This window comes from uncultured Psychrobacillus sp., from assembly GCF_938022135.1.
GTDB lineage: Bacteria > Bacillota > Bacilli > Bacillales_A > Planococcaceae > Psychrobacillus.
On the sequence record NZ_CALIED010000011.1, the window covers coordinates 60271 to 78786 of the forward strand.

Here is an 18516-nt window from a genome sequence, read left to right on the forward strand (position 1 = left end):
TGATTGATAATTTAAGAAATCCTTAAAAAATGCTAACATATAAAAGTTGGACTAAAAAATCTAAAAGGAGGTCTGTTCATGAGTAATGTTTCAACTCTAGAAAAAACAATGCGCTGCAATTTAATGATGACTAATAATGCTCGCAAAGGAATACAGGAGTGGTCAGCTGATGAACACGACTTTTTTAATATACAAAAATCGTTTCAAGTTTACATTGAGAAACGTCCGGTTAATGCACAAGGAAATATCTCGCTTTCCTTATACTTTGACAACATAGAGAACTTGCAGCTTACTGAAAAACTGGATGGCAAGGTAGCAATAATGGACTGTGTACTACAGAACAATGGGTTTCTTGCAACCGGATTTCATGTACGGGGTTCTCGAGTGCCGGTGCAGACAAATAGAAGGCTACCAGTTAACCTATCATTCGTTACATCAAAAAATAACGGTGCTGGGTTACCGATACAGTTACATACAAAGATACGAGAGTTACCTGTAGCAGAGGAACGCTCTGAGTACGTGAAGAAGCGGATATCAAGCTGGGAAGGTTATTTAAAAATACAGGAACGAAATGCGGATATTGCAGATATAACTGCAAGCTTTTCTAAACTTATATTTAACGAAGATTTTAGTAGGATGTCATTAGTAGGCTGTGAAGTTAACGGTAACGAATGGAATAAAATAAGAGGGCTTAGCATTAGCTTCAAGGGTTACCAAAATGACATTGGGGATGTATTAAAAGCAAATAGGAATAAAAACACGATTGAAATAGAGCTAAGACCAAGGATTAGGGAAATGGCAAGGAAAAATAGTTTGAACCCTAAAGCTAAGGAAGTGGTTTTTAGTAATTTTGCAACCCTTAGTCAAATACGTCGACTACGAAAAGGTTTTGAGGATCTTCAGAATGGCTTAGCAGCAAATGCCAACCTAGAAAAAATTCTATTTGAAGATCGTCCTACAATTAGAATTACGAATAAACAAAAAGAACTGGAATTCCATAATAGGCTTAATGAATTTCAACAGGAGGCAGTCGTTGGTGCTATGTCTGCAGAAGACTTATATGTTATTCAGGGTCCCCCAGGCACGGGTAAAACAACTGTTATTTCCGAAATATGTCAGCAGAATGCTAAAGCTGGACTTCGCACCCTTGTAGCCTCTCAGTCAAACTTAGCGGTAGATAATGCCCTTAGTAGGTTACTATCTAACAAAGAAATTCGTATATTACGGTTTGGTAGAACGGAGAGCATAGAAGAAGAAGGGAAAAGATTTATAGAAGAAAATGTGGGGCAGTATTGGAAGGAACAGACGCTTGCAACACTTTCCAATGTAATAGAGCATCATGCTTCTCAAGAAAACCTACTAAAAGACAGATTGAATAATATTGTCCTAGAGACAAAGAGTCTTGATGAAGAAAAGCAACGTTTAATAGAAGCTATTGAAAAGAAAGTCATAGCACAGACCGAGTATGATGAACGTAGTCAACAAATAAGAGCATTAAAAAAAGCCTTAGTTTCATTAAAAAAGGAATGTGAAGAAATTGAACTCACTATTCAAAGTATTGGTCCTGCAGTTCAACAACTAGCTCAGGATATAAAGGCTATGGAGCAGTTCCTGGAAGCTAATCCTTCAATAGAACAATTAACAGAACAAACGGAGCAGCTAACGAAGGAATTGGAAAGTATCCAAGATCAGATTTTGTATCAAAAATCAGTACGTTCTTTACAAAAAGCTCAACAAGAAATAGAAAACACGAGAGAACAACATCAAAAACTTCAAAAAAAATTAGGGGCATTAGAAGCTCTTAAAAAAGAAATCCAAACAATCCGTAAGGTGGATGAACTGAAGGAGCGTCTAAAGCTATGTGGGATTGTTCCATCATTTCTTGTTAACCGCCAGATGGAAGAGTTGGATTTGTTAATTGAAAGCATAAAGTCTTCAAGTGATTGGCAGGAGTTAAATGCTCGATTGAGCTCGGCCATAGCATTTATAGAAAAACTACTAAAAAAACATAAGTACCCTGTAGAGTCAGTCAAAAGCAATATGGGCAGAAGTGGTGTCGTTTTTGATTCCAACTACACGGTTAAAGAAATTCACCAATTTATGAACAGATTAAAGCATATTATGACTTCAGATGAAGAAGAGCTGACTACTGAGAAATTAGCTATTCTGCTAGAGGGTCTTTATGTAAGAGAGAAATTTGTTTTAAAGCAACAAGCAAGCATTCAACTGTCTAAGAGCAATTCCATTACCAAGTATCAGGCTATCAAGGCCCAAGTAGCCACTGAATTGGAAAACGGGTTCAAAGCTATTAATAACCAAACAAGAGAGTTAATAATTGTTGGGACAAATCAGAAACACCAACTTACCAATTTAGAGAAACAAATTAAGGACATTTCCGCTGAATCTGGTGACTTTGAAGGCCTTCCAACACAAGAGGCTCTTGAAACCAGCTTGTTAGATAAACAAAAAAAGAGAGCAGCTCTGGATGAAACATTGGAGAAAGTATCGGTTTACAGCGCGAAGTTAGGCCACAAAAAGGCTGAATTAGAGAAGCTTAAAACTCAACTTCAGGAGCAAGAAGATATTCTACAAAAAAATGAACAAGAAGCTAAGATGGTAAATGCAGAAGGTCTAGACCAGGAAAAGCGCTTAAAGATTTTAGATGAAATCATACTCCAAAATCCAGAAAATGCATTAAAGAAATTGGAAGAGAGCTACACGGCTTTAGAAAAAGAAAGTGCGCAGATACACATTGAATTAGAGCGCCTACCTATAACTCAAGCTCTTCAAACGGAATGGTTTTCTCTTTTACAGGAAGCTAACGATCATGACTTAGATGAGATAAGAAAGCTATATGTGCGTCATGCGAATGTGATTGGGACTACTTGTGTTGCATCTGCTAGAAAAGAATTTATGGAGAATTATCCAACCTTCGATGTTGTCATCATTGACGAGGTATCCAAAGCTACACCACCAGAACTCTTGTTGCCGATGTTAAAAGGAAAGAAGATTATTCTAGTAGGTGATCATCATCAGCTTCCTCCATTAGTTGGAGAGGATACGTTAGATGAAACGCTTCAGGCTATTCTTGAAGAAAGCGATAGCTTCGAAGAAAAAGAAGAGTTGAAAAAGTTGCTCAAAGAGTCTCTTTTCGAACGTCTCTTCAAAAATTTACCTAAGAGCAATAAAACAATGCTAGCGATTCAATATCGAATGCATGAGAGTATTATGGAAACTATTACGCCGTTTTATGAGGAAGAGAACTACAGGTTACAATGTGGCCTAACCGATTCTGATGCGATGAGGGACCATTTATTAGATTCTGAGATTGTCAAAAGAACCGACCATCTTCTATGGGTTGATATGCCTAATGAAAAACGATACTTTGAAGAACGTATGAAGGACGGTAAGAGTAGATTCAATCAAGCTGAGCTCGATTCAATTAGAAAGATTCTCATTGACTTGGACAAAGCTACAGAGAAAGCTAAGCAAGAGGGAAGAATGGAGCAACATGAAAAGAAAAGCATTGGAGTTATTAGCTTCTATGGTGAACAAGTAAAAAGAATTGATCGACTCATTCAACAGGAAATGAACTTAAAGCATTTGCATTTTAGAACTGGAACGGTAGACAAGTTTCAAGGAATGGAAATGGACGTCATCCTTTTGAGCATGGTACGTAACAACCAGGACAAGAGTGGAGACATTGGATTTGCTAATGATTATCGTCGACTGAATGTAGCATTATCTCGTGCTAGAGAGCTGCTAGTCATAGTAGGCAGTGTGGAAATGTTTACGAAACGAGCTAAGCAAAAAAGCTCCAGAGAAATGTATGGTCGTTTAAAAACAATAGTAAAACAGAAGGAAGGCTTTCGTGATCCAGATGTGATTGGACAAGGGAGTCGCATAGGAGTTTAAATATGCAATCATTACAAAAACGCTTAGAAAAAGAAATTTACCAAAATTCTAAGGTGAAAATAATGGAATCACTAAATTGGTGTGTTCCAGTCCATACAATTGAAGTGGAATATAAACGAGTGAAGCGTACAAAAATGGACGTACTGATGAAAATGATGTTAATCTCCTTTCAAAAAGCGAATATTAACACCTCTGCCCAGCTTAGTGAATTGTTGATGGTGGAGCAGCTATTCATCGATGATTTAATAGAGGTTATGAGAAAGTCAGGTTTAATAGAAAAAAGAGAAGCTAATATTGTACTAACGGCAAAAGGTAAACAACAACTAGAACAGGGAATCTTCGAAGAGGAGCAGGAACCTGGGACACATCATATACTGTTTAGTCCTACCCATAATAATTTTTTAACCGGAGATATAAAGCCTGCCTCAGAAGGTGAGGAGCTGCTCCAGGTGTATAGATACGCTAAAGATGAAAAAAAGCTGGCTATAGAACAAGCAATTCTGTTAGACGCTCTACATCAATCTAACATGGAAGATCATGAAGGAGAGGAATTAATAATCATTTCCGAAATTATCTCATCTACTGAAATGTACATTGATGATATCCCGTGCTTAGAATACATTATTTATAATGAGCAGGAGGACCTGTTTTTCGCAAGAGTATGGAATACGCTGACCGATCAATGGGACGAAGCACTAGAAACGCAGTTAAATGAAAAAGAACGACTGCGTTGGAGAGAGAAATTTTTATAATCATTATAAAAAAACTGAAGATGCCCCCAGAGTTTTACAAACCGTAAAATTCTGGGGGCGTTATTATTGTCTGTAGAGCTCTTTGCAAATGACTTAATTATCACTAGTCATTGCATTATGTCGTGGGCCGGATGATAATCAGCTTATCTAACTTAACCTATTTAGTAGTAGCCTTGTAATATTCCTCTATAGGTACAAACAAACCAACCTTACCATGGCTTTCATGCTCCAGGGTAGCAAAAACTATACCAATAACAAGGCCTTCTTGATTAAACACCGGACTTCCACTATTGCCTCTGTACACAGGGGCCTCCATCATCATGATAGGTACATCCCAGTCACTTAATTGGTAGGGTTCTATTAATGTTCCCTCATTGGCTATCCCTGTAAAGTGCAATGGATTGCCGATAAAGATGATAGGATCACCTTGCTTAGCTTCCATTTGCTCAGCTAAGGTTAAATACGGGAAGTCTTCATTGCTGGAGACTTGCAAAACGGCTAAGTCAATTTCGGGATAGGATTCTATCACATCAGCTCGAAATCGCCCATCATCAGGGAAGCCGACAGTAATATTATTTTTGTCTTCAATTACATGATAATTGGTTAGAATGATCCCGTTTTCTGAAATGGAAAATCCAGTGCCTTTACTATCGTCTGTGAGAACAACTACAACCGATTTCTTATACTCTGCTATATTCTCCTGAGCTGATAGGCGAGCTGACGTTTTGACGAATTCAATAGCCGGAATGGAGTAAACCTGCAAGATAATACCAAAAGTATTAATAAATAAGACCAATGCCATCAAGTAAAAGATCCACTTTGGAAATGGGCGCTTTCGTGTAGGAAGGTTTTTTTCCTCTTTAGCTTTGAGCAGTGCCTCAGCTTGTGCCTCCAAAACTAATTGCTGCAATTCTTCATCATCAATATCCTCTTCCCATTTTTCCTTTTTTCGATCATCAGGCATCTTACTCACATCCTTACTGATTGCAACTTGTACATCTATTATACATAAATGTTGTCTATTAATTGGTAAGATAAGAATTAATTTCACTTGAAATATGAGTACAAAAGGTTTAATATATGAATACAAGCTGCATTGTGCGTATGAATATTAAGTTTTAACCTTTATGCTGTAACAGGGAGTTTTATATAGAGCCGGAATGACAAGCTTCATTCTCTTTTAGACAATGAAGACATGCAAAGAAGGTATCTGCGAACACCCACTTTGAGGAGTGGTGGTTTAAAACTTTCATATAAGATACGGCAAAGGCGGCTTCCTAATAAGAATTTTATAGCAAGATATATAGACACTCTTACCAGAGATGGTAGGGGTGTTTTTTGTGTTAGATAAAGAAAAGCAATAAAGGGGAAATATGTCATCGACAGCAAATGAATATGAAGGAACAATTAAAATTTTTAGAAAGATTTCAGCGAGTAGTCATTTGTAACATGCAGTTTTTTTCTGTCATAAATTTATTATCTCCCTAACACTATCCTGAAATACCTTTGTCATCTTAACATGTTAAGCTAGGGGTCGTTAGTGAAAAGGAGGAAATTCATTTTATGAAAAAACACATTGTAGCACTAACTGCTATTGCGGCACTATCAGTAGGGACAGCAGGACAAGCTTCTGCATCAAGTGTTCACACGGTAGAAAAAGGTGACACTCTTTGGTCAATTTCACAAGAGAATAATGTCAGTGTAGAAAATATACAAGTATGGAACGATTTAGATTCAACAATTATATACCCATCACAACAATTACAGGTAGAGGAATCTACAGGAACTTATACAGTTGTTTCGGGAGACACTATCTATGGTGTTGCGGTTATGTATGGGATGAGCGTTACCGAACTAATGACAAGTAACCAACTTATAGATGACTTAATACACCCCGGTGATAAGCTAGTCGTTAGTGGAGATAAGGTGCAGCCACAAGTGAGTGCATCTCAGAGTTCAGCTAATAGCTCAACCCCTAGTAAACCAGCAGCATCAACGGATGTAAAAGAATTAACCGTAACCGCTACTGCATACACTGCTTCCTGTGAAGGCTGTTCAGGAATTACTTCAACGGGGATCGACTTAAATGCGAACCCCAATCAAAAAGTGGTTGCAGTAGATCCTACTGTCATACCTCTTGGTTCCAAAGTTTGGGTTGAAGGTTATGGGGAAGCCATTGCTGGAGATATTGGAGGCGCAATAAAAGGAAATAAGATAGATGTTTACATGCCTTCTTATAATGATGCGATTAACTGGGGTCGTCAATCGGTGAAAGTTAAAATACTTGACTAAAGTTTTAAAGATAAACAAAAATATTATTTTATTGGTTAAAAGAGGAATATTATAGGTAGGTATTTGTTATTCAAAGGATAATAATTACACATAAAGTAATTTCAAACCCTTTTATTCCATATTAATTACTAAATGTAATTAATTACTAGTAAATAAAAATGCTCATAATGGGTATAATATTGGTATGAGAAACAGTTGATAGCTGAAGAAGATCTCCCTTCGTCTTTCTCATCCGATTTTATATAAAAAATCGGGCCCCACTGTTGAAGAAGTGGGGCTTTTTTTATATTAAAAATTAAACAAGATAAGTATATTGATTGGAGTAATTAGGTATTAAATAAATCGATACCCTAACTCACGAATAATTTAAACTCAGCAGGGTACTTATACAGAATAATAAATGTTAATGAGGTGATAAAAGTATGAAATATCACTCAAAAATAGAAGAAGGTGGTTGGGATGACAGTCACCGTCAGTGGCCGCTTCCAAGCCTGCCCTGGGTAATGCAACAAACTTGGAACGATCTCTTATTTGCACACTACCCGATTAAAATGGATAAACTACGAAGCTTAGTCCCAGAGGCCTTAACAATTGATTCTTTTGATGATGTCGGATGGATTGGCATTGTTCCTTTCCAAATTACCAAAAGCAGGATGAAGGCAGTACCCCCGATTCCTGGAATATCAGCTTTTCCTGAACTTAATGTAAGAACGTACGTCTCAGTAGATGGTAAGCCAGGTGTGTATTTCATAAGCATGGATACCACCAATTTACTGGCGGTGAGTGGAGCAAGAACCTTATATCATTTGCCTTACGTAGTAGCTGATATGAATGTCAGTTATAAAGAGGAATTTGTAAATTATGATAGTAAAAGATTAGATGATAGTGGAGCTCTTTTAAATTGTAGCTATAAGCCAATTTCAGATCCTTATTATCCACAAAAAGGTTCATTTGACGAATGGATGGCTGAACGCTATTGTCTATACACGGTAAATGGAAGTGAAGAAGTCAAACGGTGTGACATTTTGCATGAGCCATGGCAATTGCAAAAAGCTGAAGCAAATTTTAATTTGAATACAATGTTATCTCATCAATCTATTTTTGTAGAAAACAATACACCTATTCTTCATTTTTCTAAGAGGAAGAAGGTCCGTATATGGTCACTTGTAAATCCCTAGAAGGAATAATGTGTAAGGAAGCAAATAACTCCATTTGCTTCCTTTTTTGTGTTTTTTTAAAATGTCGGATTCTCTGCAAAATAGTGGAAATGTTTAAAAGGCACTATTCACGCAAAAAGAGTTGTTTAGAAAAATAGTTAAACATTAATTTGTGTTGGGTATTAAGTAATGATTAAAAAATGGTTCTTAATAATCGTTGTAAATAATTAAAACGCATAAGAAACCTTTCATATATGCCCTTTTTTAATTTAATAATGAAAAGTATATATACCTAGAAGGTATTAAATGGAGTGATTAAGCAATAAAAAAGATCTCTATTTAGGTTAATTTATTCATTTTTCAGAATAAACTAATTCTTACTGAAATTTTAAAATAACCTTGTCCTTTGAGAATAAAGGGTTTAAGAATTATTTTTAAAATTTTGTCTCTCCCGAAAAGATCTAAATACCTACAAAAAATAAGCGTAAAGTAGGCGTATACAATCAAATTGGAATATTTGAACTAGTTAGCGTCAAAATTCGACAAAAATCCTTTGAATTATAGTATATAGTTGTAAATACATCAAGAGCTTTTGTTCAGACACCATGGAATCTGTTTACCTAAACTTACAATTAGGAAAGGGGGAAAGGGTGTTTTTGTGTTTCCTATGTGGTAAAGAACCTAGATTAGTAGGAGTAAAAGATCCAGCTAAAATCAGAGGAGGAATGAAAGTTGAGTAGGAGCAGTAGACGAACTAAACGAAACAAGGCCGTCAGTATCGCAGCAACTTTACTTATGACATTTTCACTGATCGCTCCCAATGTAGTTAGTGCAGAAGCAAGCAGCAAATTGCACCAGTCATTGCGAGATTCAAGTCCGAACAGTATTTCTGTCAAGGATAAAATGAGCAGTAGATTACTAGAAGACTTTAAAGAAGATGAAAAGGTTACTTTCTTGATAAAGTTTAAAGAAAAGGCTGACTCGGCAAAAGTAGCTTCAGAGGCTAGAAAAAATGCCGAGTCGAAAAATCTTTCAGCTCATAACACAAAGCTGATTCAGAGGTCAGCAGTTGTGTCAGAACTAAAAACCACTTCCATGGAATCACAAGAAACTGTGATGGAGTTTCTTGAACAAGAAGTTTCCAAAGGAAATGCTAGCGATTTAGAATCTTATTATATCGTAAATGGGATGTCTGTAACAACGACAAAAGAAATTGCTGAAAAAATAGCTACTTTTCCTGAGGTAGAAAAGATACTTCCCAATGAGACACGACAACTGTTTGTTACTAAAACAAAAGATGCAGTAGCACCTAAAGCAGAGGTCGCAAATGTAGAATGGAATATTGATCGAGTTAAGGCACCACAAGTCTGGGAAATGGGCATTGATGGATCTGGTACTGTAGTCGCAAGTATTGATACGGGTGTTCAATGGGATCATCCAGCCCTTAAAGAAAAATACCGTGGGTACAACAAAGCAACAGGTCAAGTATCACATGACTTTAACTGGTTTGATGCGACTTCTTCAGCAAGTCCAACACCTTTCGATGATCAAGATCATGGAACGCACGTAACTGGAACGATGGTAGGTAGTGAGCCAAACGGTTCTAATCAAATTGGTGTTGCTCCAGGTGCTAAATTTATTGCTGTTAAAGCATTTACAGCTTCCGGTGGTTCTGACGTTGATTTATTAGAAGCTGCACAGTGGATATTAGCTCCTACTGATGCAAGTGGAAATACACGAGTAGATTTAGCTCCAGATGTTGTCAACAACTCATGGGGTGGCGGAGCAGGACTAGATGAGTGGTACCGCGATGTTGTAATCAACTGGCGTGCTGCTGAAATATTCCCAGAATTCTCTGCAGGAAATACTACTTTTTCTAACCCAGGTGGGCCTGGTTCAGTAGCGGCACCATCTAACTATCCTGAGTCTTTCGCAACTGGCGCAACGGATATTAACAATATAGTTGGAAGTTTCTCTCTTCGCGGTCCATCTCCATATGCTGAGATTAAACCTGACATTTCAGCTCCAGGAGTCAACATTCGATCTTCTATCCCTGGTGGCGGATATGAAGGTGGTTGGAATGGAACTTCTATGGCAGGACCAGCTGTATCTGGTGTTGCTGCATTACTTAGACAGGTAAATGCAAATCTTACCGTAGATCAAATGGAAGAGATTTTATTAAATACAGCTATTCCTTTAACAGATACCCAATATACAACAGTGCCAAACCATGGCTATGGATATGGTTTAGTAGATGCTGAAGCTGCAGTGTCTTCTATTCTTACTGGACTTGGTACTTTAAAAGGACAAGTAACTAAAGAGGGCGAGGATAATGAAGCGCCAGTTCTTGAACACTCTGCTCCTTCTGAAACATATGAAGGTATGGCTTTAACTTTAACTGCAAATGTTACAGATGATATTAGTGTTTCTTCTGTAGTATTAAAATATCAAGATGAAAACGGAGCTTGGCAAGAAATCGAAGCTGGGCGCTCATCTGGTGACTTTAAGTCTGGAGTATACACAGTAGTGGTCCCTGGAGATCTAATCACAGGCACTTCCTTTAAATACACTTGGACTGCAACAGATTTTGGTAACAACGAAGTAACAAGTGAAGAGTATACAATAGAAGTAAAACCTGGCGTTACTGTAGGATACTCAGAAGATTTTGAAGCACAACCAACTGGATGGTACTCTTTTGGGAACCAAAACAGCTGGGAGTGGGGCGTACCAACATCTGGTCCTGGAAATGCAGCATCTGGAGAAAAGGTATATGCTACTAATCTAGCTGGTCAGTATGCAAATAATATGAACGCAACACTTGTGGCACCTCCAATTGATTTGCCAGAAGGAAATTCATATCTTCAGTTCAAGCAGTGGCATAATTTTGAACAAGCTTCATCTGGTACAGCTTGGGATTATGGACATATAGTTGTTTCTACTGACCAAGTAAACTGGACACAGTTATTAAGGGTTACAGGAATATCTACAGCATGGGGAGATGTAGAGGTAGACCTTTCTGAATATGCGGGTCAACGTATCTATCTTGGATTTAATGCATTTTCTGATGGAAGTGTACAAAGAGACGGTTGGTATATTGATGACGTAGCTTTAACGGATGTTTCTCAAACTGGTACTGTTTCAAAAGGAAAAGGTAATAACAATGGAAATAGCAACAATGGAAATTCAGCTATCACAGGCGGTAAAGGAAATAACAATCAAAAAGATATTGACGTGAAAAAACCGGCAGTAGATCCAAATAAAATTAAACCTGTTTTACCTGAAGTAAAGGCAGCGCCACCAGTAGTGGAAGATACAAATGCTCCTGCATTACTACCACTTGGTGCACAAGTTAGCGTACTTGAAACAAATCGCTCTGTTTACACAAACCCAGCAGATGGTTCTTACTCAATGACCCATGCTGCAGGTACATTTACAGTAAAAGCAGAAGCTTATGGTTTCGAGTCTGAAGAAAAATCAGTAGTGATTGAAGCAGATGAAACAGCAACTGCAAACTTTACTTTAGATGAAGTTGAACAAAATACGATTAGCGGTACAATTACAGATGCTTCTACAGGAGAAGGAATTGCTGGAGCAACTATTCTTCTAGTAGAGGATGCAAATATCTCACCAGTCGTTACTGATGAAAATGGTAACTATGAGATTACTGCATATGTAGGAGAGTACACGTTAAAAGTTATCGCTCGTGGCTACCATGGTCAAGAAGTTCCTGTAACAATTGACGGTGAGCCAATTACAAAAGATATTGCTTTAGAACCTTTTTACACTTATCCAGGTGGGGAAATTGGTTACGATGATGGAACTGCAGAAAATGCAAGAGCATTTAACGCAGCTGGAAATGCATGGTCTGTAAAAATGTCACTTCCTGAAGGTAAGGAAAGTGGAATTGTAACAGATGGAGTATTTAAATTCTGGACAACAGAATGGCCAGTACCAGGTGGAACAGCATTCGCAGTAGAAGTTTGGGATGCAAGTGGTATTGATGGAGCACCAGGGAAAATGATTGCTGGTCCTGTTAATGCAACAGCATTACGTAATGGTGATTGGACGGTTGTTGACTTAACGGAACACAACATCGTTGTAAATGGAGACTTCCATATGGTGTATCGCCAAACATTTGCAAACCCTAACACTCCAGGTCTAGCTACAGATGAAGATGGACCAAATGCTGGTAGAAGCTACCAAGGAGTTTCAGGTGCATGGACTCCTGCACCTGCTGCTGAGGGTAACTATATGATCCGAGCTCGTGTAAGCTACGAGGTTGTAGGTCCAGTTATCACTTCACCTGAACAAGGTTTAGTGACTAACGAAGAAAACATTACAATAGAAGGATCTGCGTCACCAACTACAACTATAGAGTTGAAGCAAAATGGTGAAGTAGTAGGATCTACTGAGGTTGGTAATGACGGTAAATTCGCACTTGATGCAGTATTAACAGAAGGTGAAAATGAATTTACAGTTGTATCTACTTTAGATGGTCGTGAAACTGGAGAGTCTGCACCAGTAACAGTTACTTTAGACACTCAAAAGCCTGAATTAACTATTACAAAACCAGTTGATGGAGAAAAAACAAATCGTGAAAGTGTTACTGTAGAAGGTACTATTGCAGATGCTAATTTGGAATATGTTCATGTAAATGGACAACCAGCAACAGTAACTAACGGCAAATTCTCTAAACGTATCCTTTTAGAAGAAGGATTAAATGAAATTACTGTAGAGGCGAAGGATGCAGCAGGAAATGTAGAAACTAAGACAATTAAGGTTACTACTGACTCCATTGCTCCAGAAATCTCTAACCTAAAACCAGCAACAGATTTAAATCTTAAAACTGGCCGTAGTGTTAAAATTGAATTTGACAGTGAGCCTGGTTTAAAACCTACATTTGTTATTCATATGCCACTTACAAATGTTGGAGATGTACAAAATGCTACAGAATTACCAATGATGGAAACTGGTAATGGCCATTATGTTGGTTATTGGACAGTGCCAGCAGATACAGTAGCAAATGGAGCAGTAATCGAAGTAATAGCAATTGATGGCTTTGGAAATGAAACACGTCAAAAAGCAGCAGGTAAATTGTTTATTAATGTTGATGCTCCAACCTCTTCACAGCCAGCGGTAGAAAAACCAGCTGAATTAGAGGAGCCTGTAAAAGAAACAGAAGAGAACTAAGAAATATTTAACACAAAAAGTCAGTGAGATATCTCACTGACTTTTTTGTTTTTAAAAATATTCATAACATTCGGTAAAATATGATAATATTAGGTAATAGCAAATTATGTAAACAAAGGGGATAGGTATGAGAAGAGAATATAATATAAAACATATTTTTTTAGTAATTGCTGCATGCGTGGTTTTATTTTCACCAATTTATATTTTATTAATGCCAAATATTGTAGCCGATACTATCTATTATGATAGAAACTCGTGGCTTACTTATGTACCATCTATTAATTATTGGGTATTGGGGATAAGTGTTTTTACGTTTGCTTTGTGTTTTGTTCTTCTGGGGTTATTAAAAAGTTGGAAGATCTCTATTCCAACCGCATTAATTGCTTTTGCTTTAAGCGTGGTAACGTTTTATTATGCTTCCTTGTCATATATTTCACTTAATGAGGACCAAATTTCTTATAGAAAAATGTTTTCAACAGAAAAAGAAATTTATCAGTGGGAAGAGTTAAATAAGGTTTCCTATTATATGGTAGACGAAAAATCTGAGGAACTTCCTTATTACAGCTTTTACTTTAATAATGGAGAAAAGTTTACGATTAAAGAGAACACTCATGTATTAGATGTAGCATCAAGCATCAGGTGGAGGGTAAAGGCAGCTGAGGTTCCTATTGAGCATGTAGAAACTTGGAATGAATAATAGCGCTTATGGAATTATGATTATTTGTTATCGATGTTTTCCTTTTATCAAAAACCTTGAAAAATAAATACTTATATAATTTAACTACATACTAACTAAAAGGAGGATGATCATAAAAACACGGTCATCCTCTTACAAGTACATGTATTAGATATGATGTCCTAAAGAGTGCTGAAATTAAGGAGAAGTTTAAGATATGGCTTTTACTTTTTGCTGGAAGGGCAGCTTTAAAGCATTCTTAGTAATGCTTCTCTTCCAATCATTCCAGTCTCAATACCTAATTTCTCTGCCTCTAAAGTAACGGATTCCAGCGGAGCATTTATAAGCTGTTCAATTGTTTTTACTCCTACAGCTCTGCCTGCAATTATGTTCCTATCTTTTAACTTTTCATTGAGCAAGCCAACATCTAATGCTCCACACATAATGTAACCTTTGTCATTGGAAACGGTTAGCAAAGTCGTTTTTGGAAGCTCAACTGAAACAGCTATAAATGTGTTTCCGTCAATGTCAACTGGGTGCACTTTAATCAATAAATATTCACTCCTTTAAGCTTTCCCTTCAGATTATGTAAGAAGTAGGAAATAGGTGAATATTAACGAGCTAAAGTTTAAGGAGCCTAAAATATTTCATTTAAAATTTTGGTTTTGATATAAAGGATAACCATAATCATTAGAACAATGCAGTTAAAAGGTTTGAAAAAGTTTTTTGTCTAAAATTTTATTTCTTGTATATATCAAAAGATTTGGCACAATATAATCTCACAAGGAGGTGAGAGAAATGTCAAACAACAACAACAAACTACTTGTACCAGGTGTTAAACAAGCTCTTGACCAAATGAAATATGAAATCGCTCAAGAATTTGGAGTACAACTTGGAGGAGAATCTACAGCGCGTGCTAACGGATCCGTTGGCGGAGAAATTACTAAGCGTTTAGTAGCTCAAGCTCAAGGACAAATGAGCGGTTTTCAAAAATAATTAAATTGAGACCGGTGGCTTTATGCCATCGGTTTTTTGTTTTTGAATTATGTTTTGTAATACCGAATACTTTCTCATAAAAAAAGCTTTGTTAAAGTTATTGGTGGATTTTGACTAATAATTCTTTAGGAACATTCAAATGGCTATTAAGAACATAAATAGATTATAAAATTGAGGTTGGGGACAGTTTTAAGCTTTGTTGATACGAGGAAATTATTTGCGCTTTATCGATGCTCAAGCTGTTTCCATGTATTGAATTGGAGCGCCAGACGGCGACATAAGCAGGGATGAGTGAGACAGATAAGTTAAAAATAAAGGATTTAAGGGAAATATAGCACTAGACTATCAAGAGGTTAATGTACTATAAGTAAAAATGAGTGAAAAAAAACTTAAACAAAAGTAGAATAGAAAATAGAATACCCTTTAAGAATGGGTAATTGAACATACGTGAAAGTGGGCGAAGAGATGAACGCATATGATGAATATATGAAGCAAGTAGTTAAACCAATGAGAAGTGAGCTGACGAATGCTGGTTTTAAAGAGCTGACTACACCTGATCAAGTGCATGAGCATATGAAAGAAGAAGGTGTGTCATTAATAGTGATTAACTCGGTATGTGGTTGTGCAGCGGGGCTCGCAAGACCTGCTGTTACTGAAGCGATTGGCGAATTACCAAAGAAACCAGATCATCTTGTTACTGTTTTTGCAGGACAAGATCAAGAGGCGACTGCTACTATGAGAGATTATTTTAGTGAAGTCCCACCAAGTTCACCTTCCATTGCTATATGGAAGGATGGAGAATTAGCTTATTTTATCTCTAGAGAGCAAATTGAAAGTAACTCTATGGAAACAATCAAAGACCACCTGACAGGTGTTCTCACTGACATAATTGCTTAAATGAAAACAGTTATAACGACTGCTGGAAGAACGAATCCCGAATATACTCGGGTAGCAAAAGATATAGCTGCTGATTTATGTATAAACTTCATAGACCGAAATAAAAAGTCAGTGGAAAAAATACAAAAGGAGCAGTTAGCGGATGTTTTAGTAGTTGGTAAGGAAAGGCTGGAGTTTTTTGCATATGGTTCGACCACTCCTTTTTTCTTTCACCCAAATTCTGCAGCCTTTCGTTTAAAAAGATTGTTAAAAGCGGGAAAAGACCCTTTCCTTGAAGCAACAGGCTTAAAGTTGGGGGAAAGGTTTTTAGATACTACAGCTGGTCTATGTTCTGATAGCTTAATTGCTGCTTACACAGTAGGAGATCCTGGAAAAGTAGTTGCACTAGAAAAGGAAAAGATGATTGCTTATATTATTAATCGAGGATTAAAAAGCTATGAAACGGATTTTAGTGAATTAGAAAATTCCATGCGAAGAATTCAAGTGATTCATCAAGATGCTGTAGACTTTTTAAAAACGGTAAAGGATAACTCATTTGATGTTGTGTATATGGATCCGATGTTTGAAGAGGAAATAGCCGAGTCTAATAATTTTCAAGCCCTTAGAGAAATAGGGGCTATTGGAACTCTTTATACAGAGTGGGTCGAGCAAGCGAAGCGAGTTGCCAAGAAGCGAGTGGTTTTAAAGGCGCATTTCCGCTCTCCTATGTTTGAGGATTTTGGTTTTACCCGACTGACAAGATTAAGTTCCAAATTTCATTACGGAATAATTGAAGTATAAAACAAAGAGGGAAGTGACTATACAAGTCGCTTCCCTCTTTGTTTTAGAATAATGAACTATTTACTTTTAAATCAGTGCGTGAAGTTTAAAGAAGTTAAATAACCTAATAAAAATAAAAATCCGATTCCAATGATAATATCTGTGCTCATAAGAATTTCCTCCTTAGTTTAAAAAACTACTGATTGTTTACCCTTTTTATTGTACAATGAATACTAGGAAGATGAAACCTTTTGTTCTCGATTTCGTATATGTTTATAATATTGCTTTTACTAAATTGTACATAATTGAAGGTGATTAAACATGAAAAAATGGTTCCAAAAATCGATTATTATTACTGTGGCATTTCTAACATTTGGACTGATCTCACCTAACCATGTTATTTGGGAGCAACTGTTAGAGAGCAAAGTGCCGATGAAGTCGGTCTCTGCAGAGAAGCATACGGTAGAGTATGACCAGGTTAGTCTTAAAGAATCCATTGATTATAGTGAAAAGATTACTTTGGCCGCTAAAGAACAAGCTTACATTAAGTTTGGTGCTAGAATAGGCCCTGTTATTCAAAATGAGTTTGATGAAGTTATTTTTCCTAGAATTCAACAGGCAATTAATACAACATTAGTTTCTGTTGACGATCAAAAAGCAGCTAATCTAGCTATAACAGAACAGCCTTCTGGAGAATATTACGAAAAAATATTCCATATTTTTGATGAAACTACAAAAAAAGATTTGATGCGTTTTCATGTTAGAACAGATAAAAAACCGCTAGATGGTTACTACTTTAATTTTCATTATCACCTAGCAGAGGATAAATATTCAAAGCATTATGCTTTAGGTGAAATTTATTGGTCTAAGAACACCCCACCTAAATGGCTCTCCTAGATGAGAGCTTTTTTGCTATAAAAGGAAAGGAGCAAGGAAATGCAACAATACTTAGATTTATGTAAGCACATTATAGAACATGGGATTGAAAAAGGGGATCGAACAGGAACGGGAACAAAAAGTGTTTTTGGTTATCAAATGCGTTTTGATCTTTCAAAAGGATTTCCTCTTATGACTACTAAAAAAACTGCTTTTCGCTTGATAGTAAGTGAATTATTATGGTTTTTAAAGGGAGATACCAACGTTAAAACCTTAATTAAGGCCAATAACCATATTTGGGATGAATGGGCATTTGAAAAGTGGGTAAATAGTGATGCTTACAATGGTCCAGATATGACAAACTTTGGTGTTCGAGCTTCGAAGGATCCTGAATTTAAGGCTTTAGTGGATCAACAAATGAAGGTTTTCTGTGACAACATTCTATCTGATGAGGGTTTCGCAGAAGAATTTGGAGACCTTGGTCCGGTGTATGGTAGACAATGGCGCTCATGGCCTGGTAAAAACGGTGAAACGATTGATCAGCTTGCAAATTTGATAGATGGATTAGAAAAGAACCCTGATTCCAGACGACATATCATTACTGCTTGGAATCCCTCTGAGGTCGATGATATGGCATTACCGCCCTGTCACACCTTTATGCAATTCTATGTAGCGAACGGAAAATTGTCCTGTCAACTCTATCAACGAAGTGCTGATGTTTTTTTAGGAGTTCCTTTTAATATTGCTTCCTATGCTTTACTTGTTCATTTAATAGCAAAAGAATGTAAATTAGAAGTTGGAGATTTTGTGCATACTTTAGGTGATGCTCATATTTATTCAAATCACTATGAACAGGTGGAAACGCAACTATCACGAACACCACGTGCTTTGCCGACATTAGTCTTAAATGAAGAAAAAGCTTCCATCTTTGATTTTGAAATCGAAGACATTTCTATAGAAGGCTATGATCCACATCCAAAAATCAAAGCACCAATTGCTGTATAAA

13 protein-coding genes and 1 other RNA gene are annotated in these 18516 nt (G+C 36.8%); 12 read left to right on the plus strand and 2 right to left on the minus strand.

What is annotated here, in order from left to right; all coding sequences use genetic code 11:
• The first annotated feature begins 78 nt into the window (after positions 1 to 78).
• On the plus strand, positions 79 to 3915 hold the full coding sequence (locus Q0371_RS02285) for an AAA domain-containing protein (RefSeq protein WP_298467762.1): 3837 nt from the start codon (positions 79 to 81) through the stop codon (positions 3913 to 3915).
• Between the two features lie 2 nt (positions 3916 to 3917).
• Positions 3918 to 4667 carry a hypothetical protein gene (locus Q0371_RS02290; RefSeq protein ID WP_169360180.1) on the plus strand — a complete coding sequence of 250 codons (750 nt, stop codon included), beginning with the start codon at positions 3918 to 3920 and terminating at the stop codon, positions 4665 to 4667.
• Between the two features lie 157 nt (positions 4668 to 4824).
• Here the strand turns inward: Q0371_RS02290 and Q0371_RS02295 are convergent, their stop codons facing one another.
• Positions 4825 to 5631, minus strand: a complete 807-nt coding sequence (locus Q0371_RS02295) for a serine protease (RefSeq protein ID WP_298467766.1) — start codon at positions 5629 to 5631, stop codon at positions 4825 to 4827.
• Between the two features lie 121 nt (positions 5632 to 5752).
• Between Q0371_RS02295 and ssrS the strand changes: the two genes are divergently transcribed.
• From ssrS to Q0371_RS02320, 5 genes are all read left to right on the plus strand, one after another.
• Positions 5753 to 5947, plus strand: a non-coding RNA gene (gene ssrS, locus Q0371_RS02300) — 6S RNA.
• Positions 5948 to 6230: 283 nt separating this feature from the next.
• Positions 6231 to 6959 carry a LysM peptidoglycan-binding and 3D domain-containing protein gene (locus tag Q0371_RS02305; RefSeq protein WP_169360178.1) on the plus strand — a complete coding sequence of 243 codons (729 nt, stop codon included), beginning with the start codon at positions 6231 to 6233 and terminating at the stop codon, positions 6957 to 6959.
• Between the two features lie 422 nt (positions 6960 to 7381).
• Positions 7382 to 8137 (plus strand): DUF2071 domain-containing protein, encoded by a 756-nt coding sequence (locus tag Q0371_RS02310; protein WP_169360177.1) that lies wholly within the window; start codon positions 7382 to 7384, stop codon positions 8135 to 8137.
• Positions 8138 to 8911: 774 nt separating this feature from the next.
• Positions 8912 to 13306 (plus strand): S8 family peptidase, encoded by a 4395-nt coding sequence (locus tag Q0371_RS02315; RefSeq protein WP_298467864.1) that lies wholly within the window; start codon positions 8912 to 8914, stop codon positions 13304 to 13306.
• A gap of 127 nt (positions 13307 to 13433) precedes the next feature.
• Positions 13434 to 14003, plus strand: a complete 570-nt coding sequence (locus tag Q0371_RS02320) for a hypothetical protein (protein WP_169360176.1) — start codon at positions 13434 to 13436, stop codon at positions 14001 to 14003.
• Between the two features lie 227 nt (positions 14004 to 14230).
• Here Q0371_RS02320 and Q0371_RS02325 read toward each other — a convergent pair whose 3' ends face one another.
• Positions 14231 to 14533 (minus strand): DUF1805 domain-containing protein, encoded by a 303-nt coding sequence (locus Q0371_RS02325; RefSeq protein ID WP_169360175.1) that lies wholly within the window; start codon positions 14531 to 14533, stop codon positions 14231 to 14233.
• Between the two features lie 247 nt (positions 14534 to 14780).
• On the opposite strand from Q0371_RS02325, the gene Q0371_RS02330 reads away from it, so the two are divergent.
• From Q0371_RS02330 to Q0371_RS02350, 5 genes are all read left to right on the plus strand, one after another.
• Positions 14781 to 14978: an alpha/beta-type small acid-soluble spore protein gene (locus Q0371_RS02330; RefSeq protein ID WP_169360174.1), complete on the plus strand. Its 198-nt coding sequence runs from the start codon at positions 14781 to 14783 to the stop codon at positions 14976 to 14978.
• A 465-nt stretch (positions 14979 to 15443) separates the two neighbouring features.
• Positions 15444 to 15875, plus strand: coding sequence for a BrxA/BrxB family bacilliredoxin (locus Q0371_RS02335; RefSeq protein ID WP_298467774.1), 432 nt, complete (start codon positions 15444 to 15446; stop codon positions 15873 to 15875).
• Positions 15876 to 16655, plus strand: a complete 780-nt coding sequence (locus tag Q0371_RS02340; RefSeq protein WP_298467776.1) for a class I SAM-dependent methyltransferase — start codon at positions 15876 to 15878, stop codon at positions 16653 to 16655.
• A gap of 300 nt (positions 16656 to 16955) precedes the next feature.
• Complete coding sequence (locus Q0371_RS02345; RefSeq protein WP_169360121.1) at positions 16956 to 17531, plus strand: YpjP family protein; 576 nt, start codon at positions 16956 to 16958, stop codon at positions 17529 to 17531.
• Between the two features lie 39 nt (positions 17532 to 17570).
• Complete coding sequence (locus tag Q0371_RS02350; protein WP_298467781.1) at positions 17571 to 18515, plus strand: thymidylate synthase; 945 nt, start codon at positions 17571 to 17573, stop codon at positions 18513 to 18515.
• Position 18516: the final 1 nt, after the last annotated feature.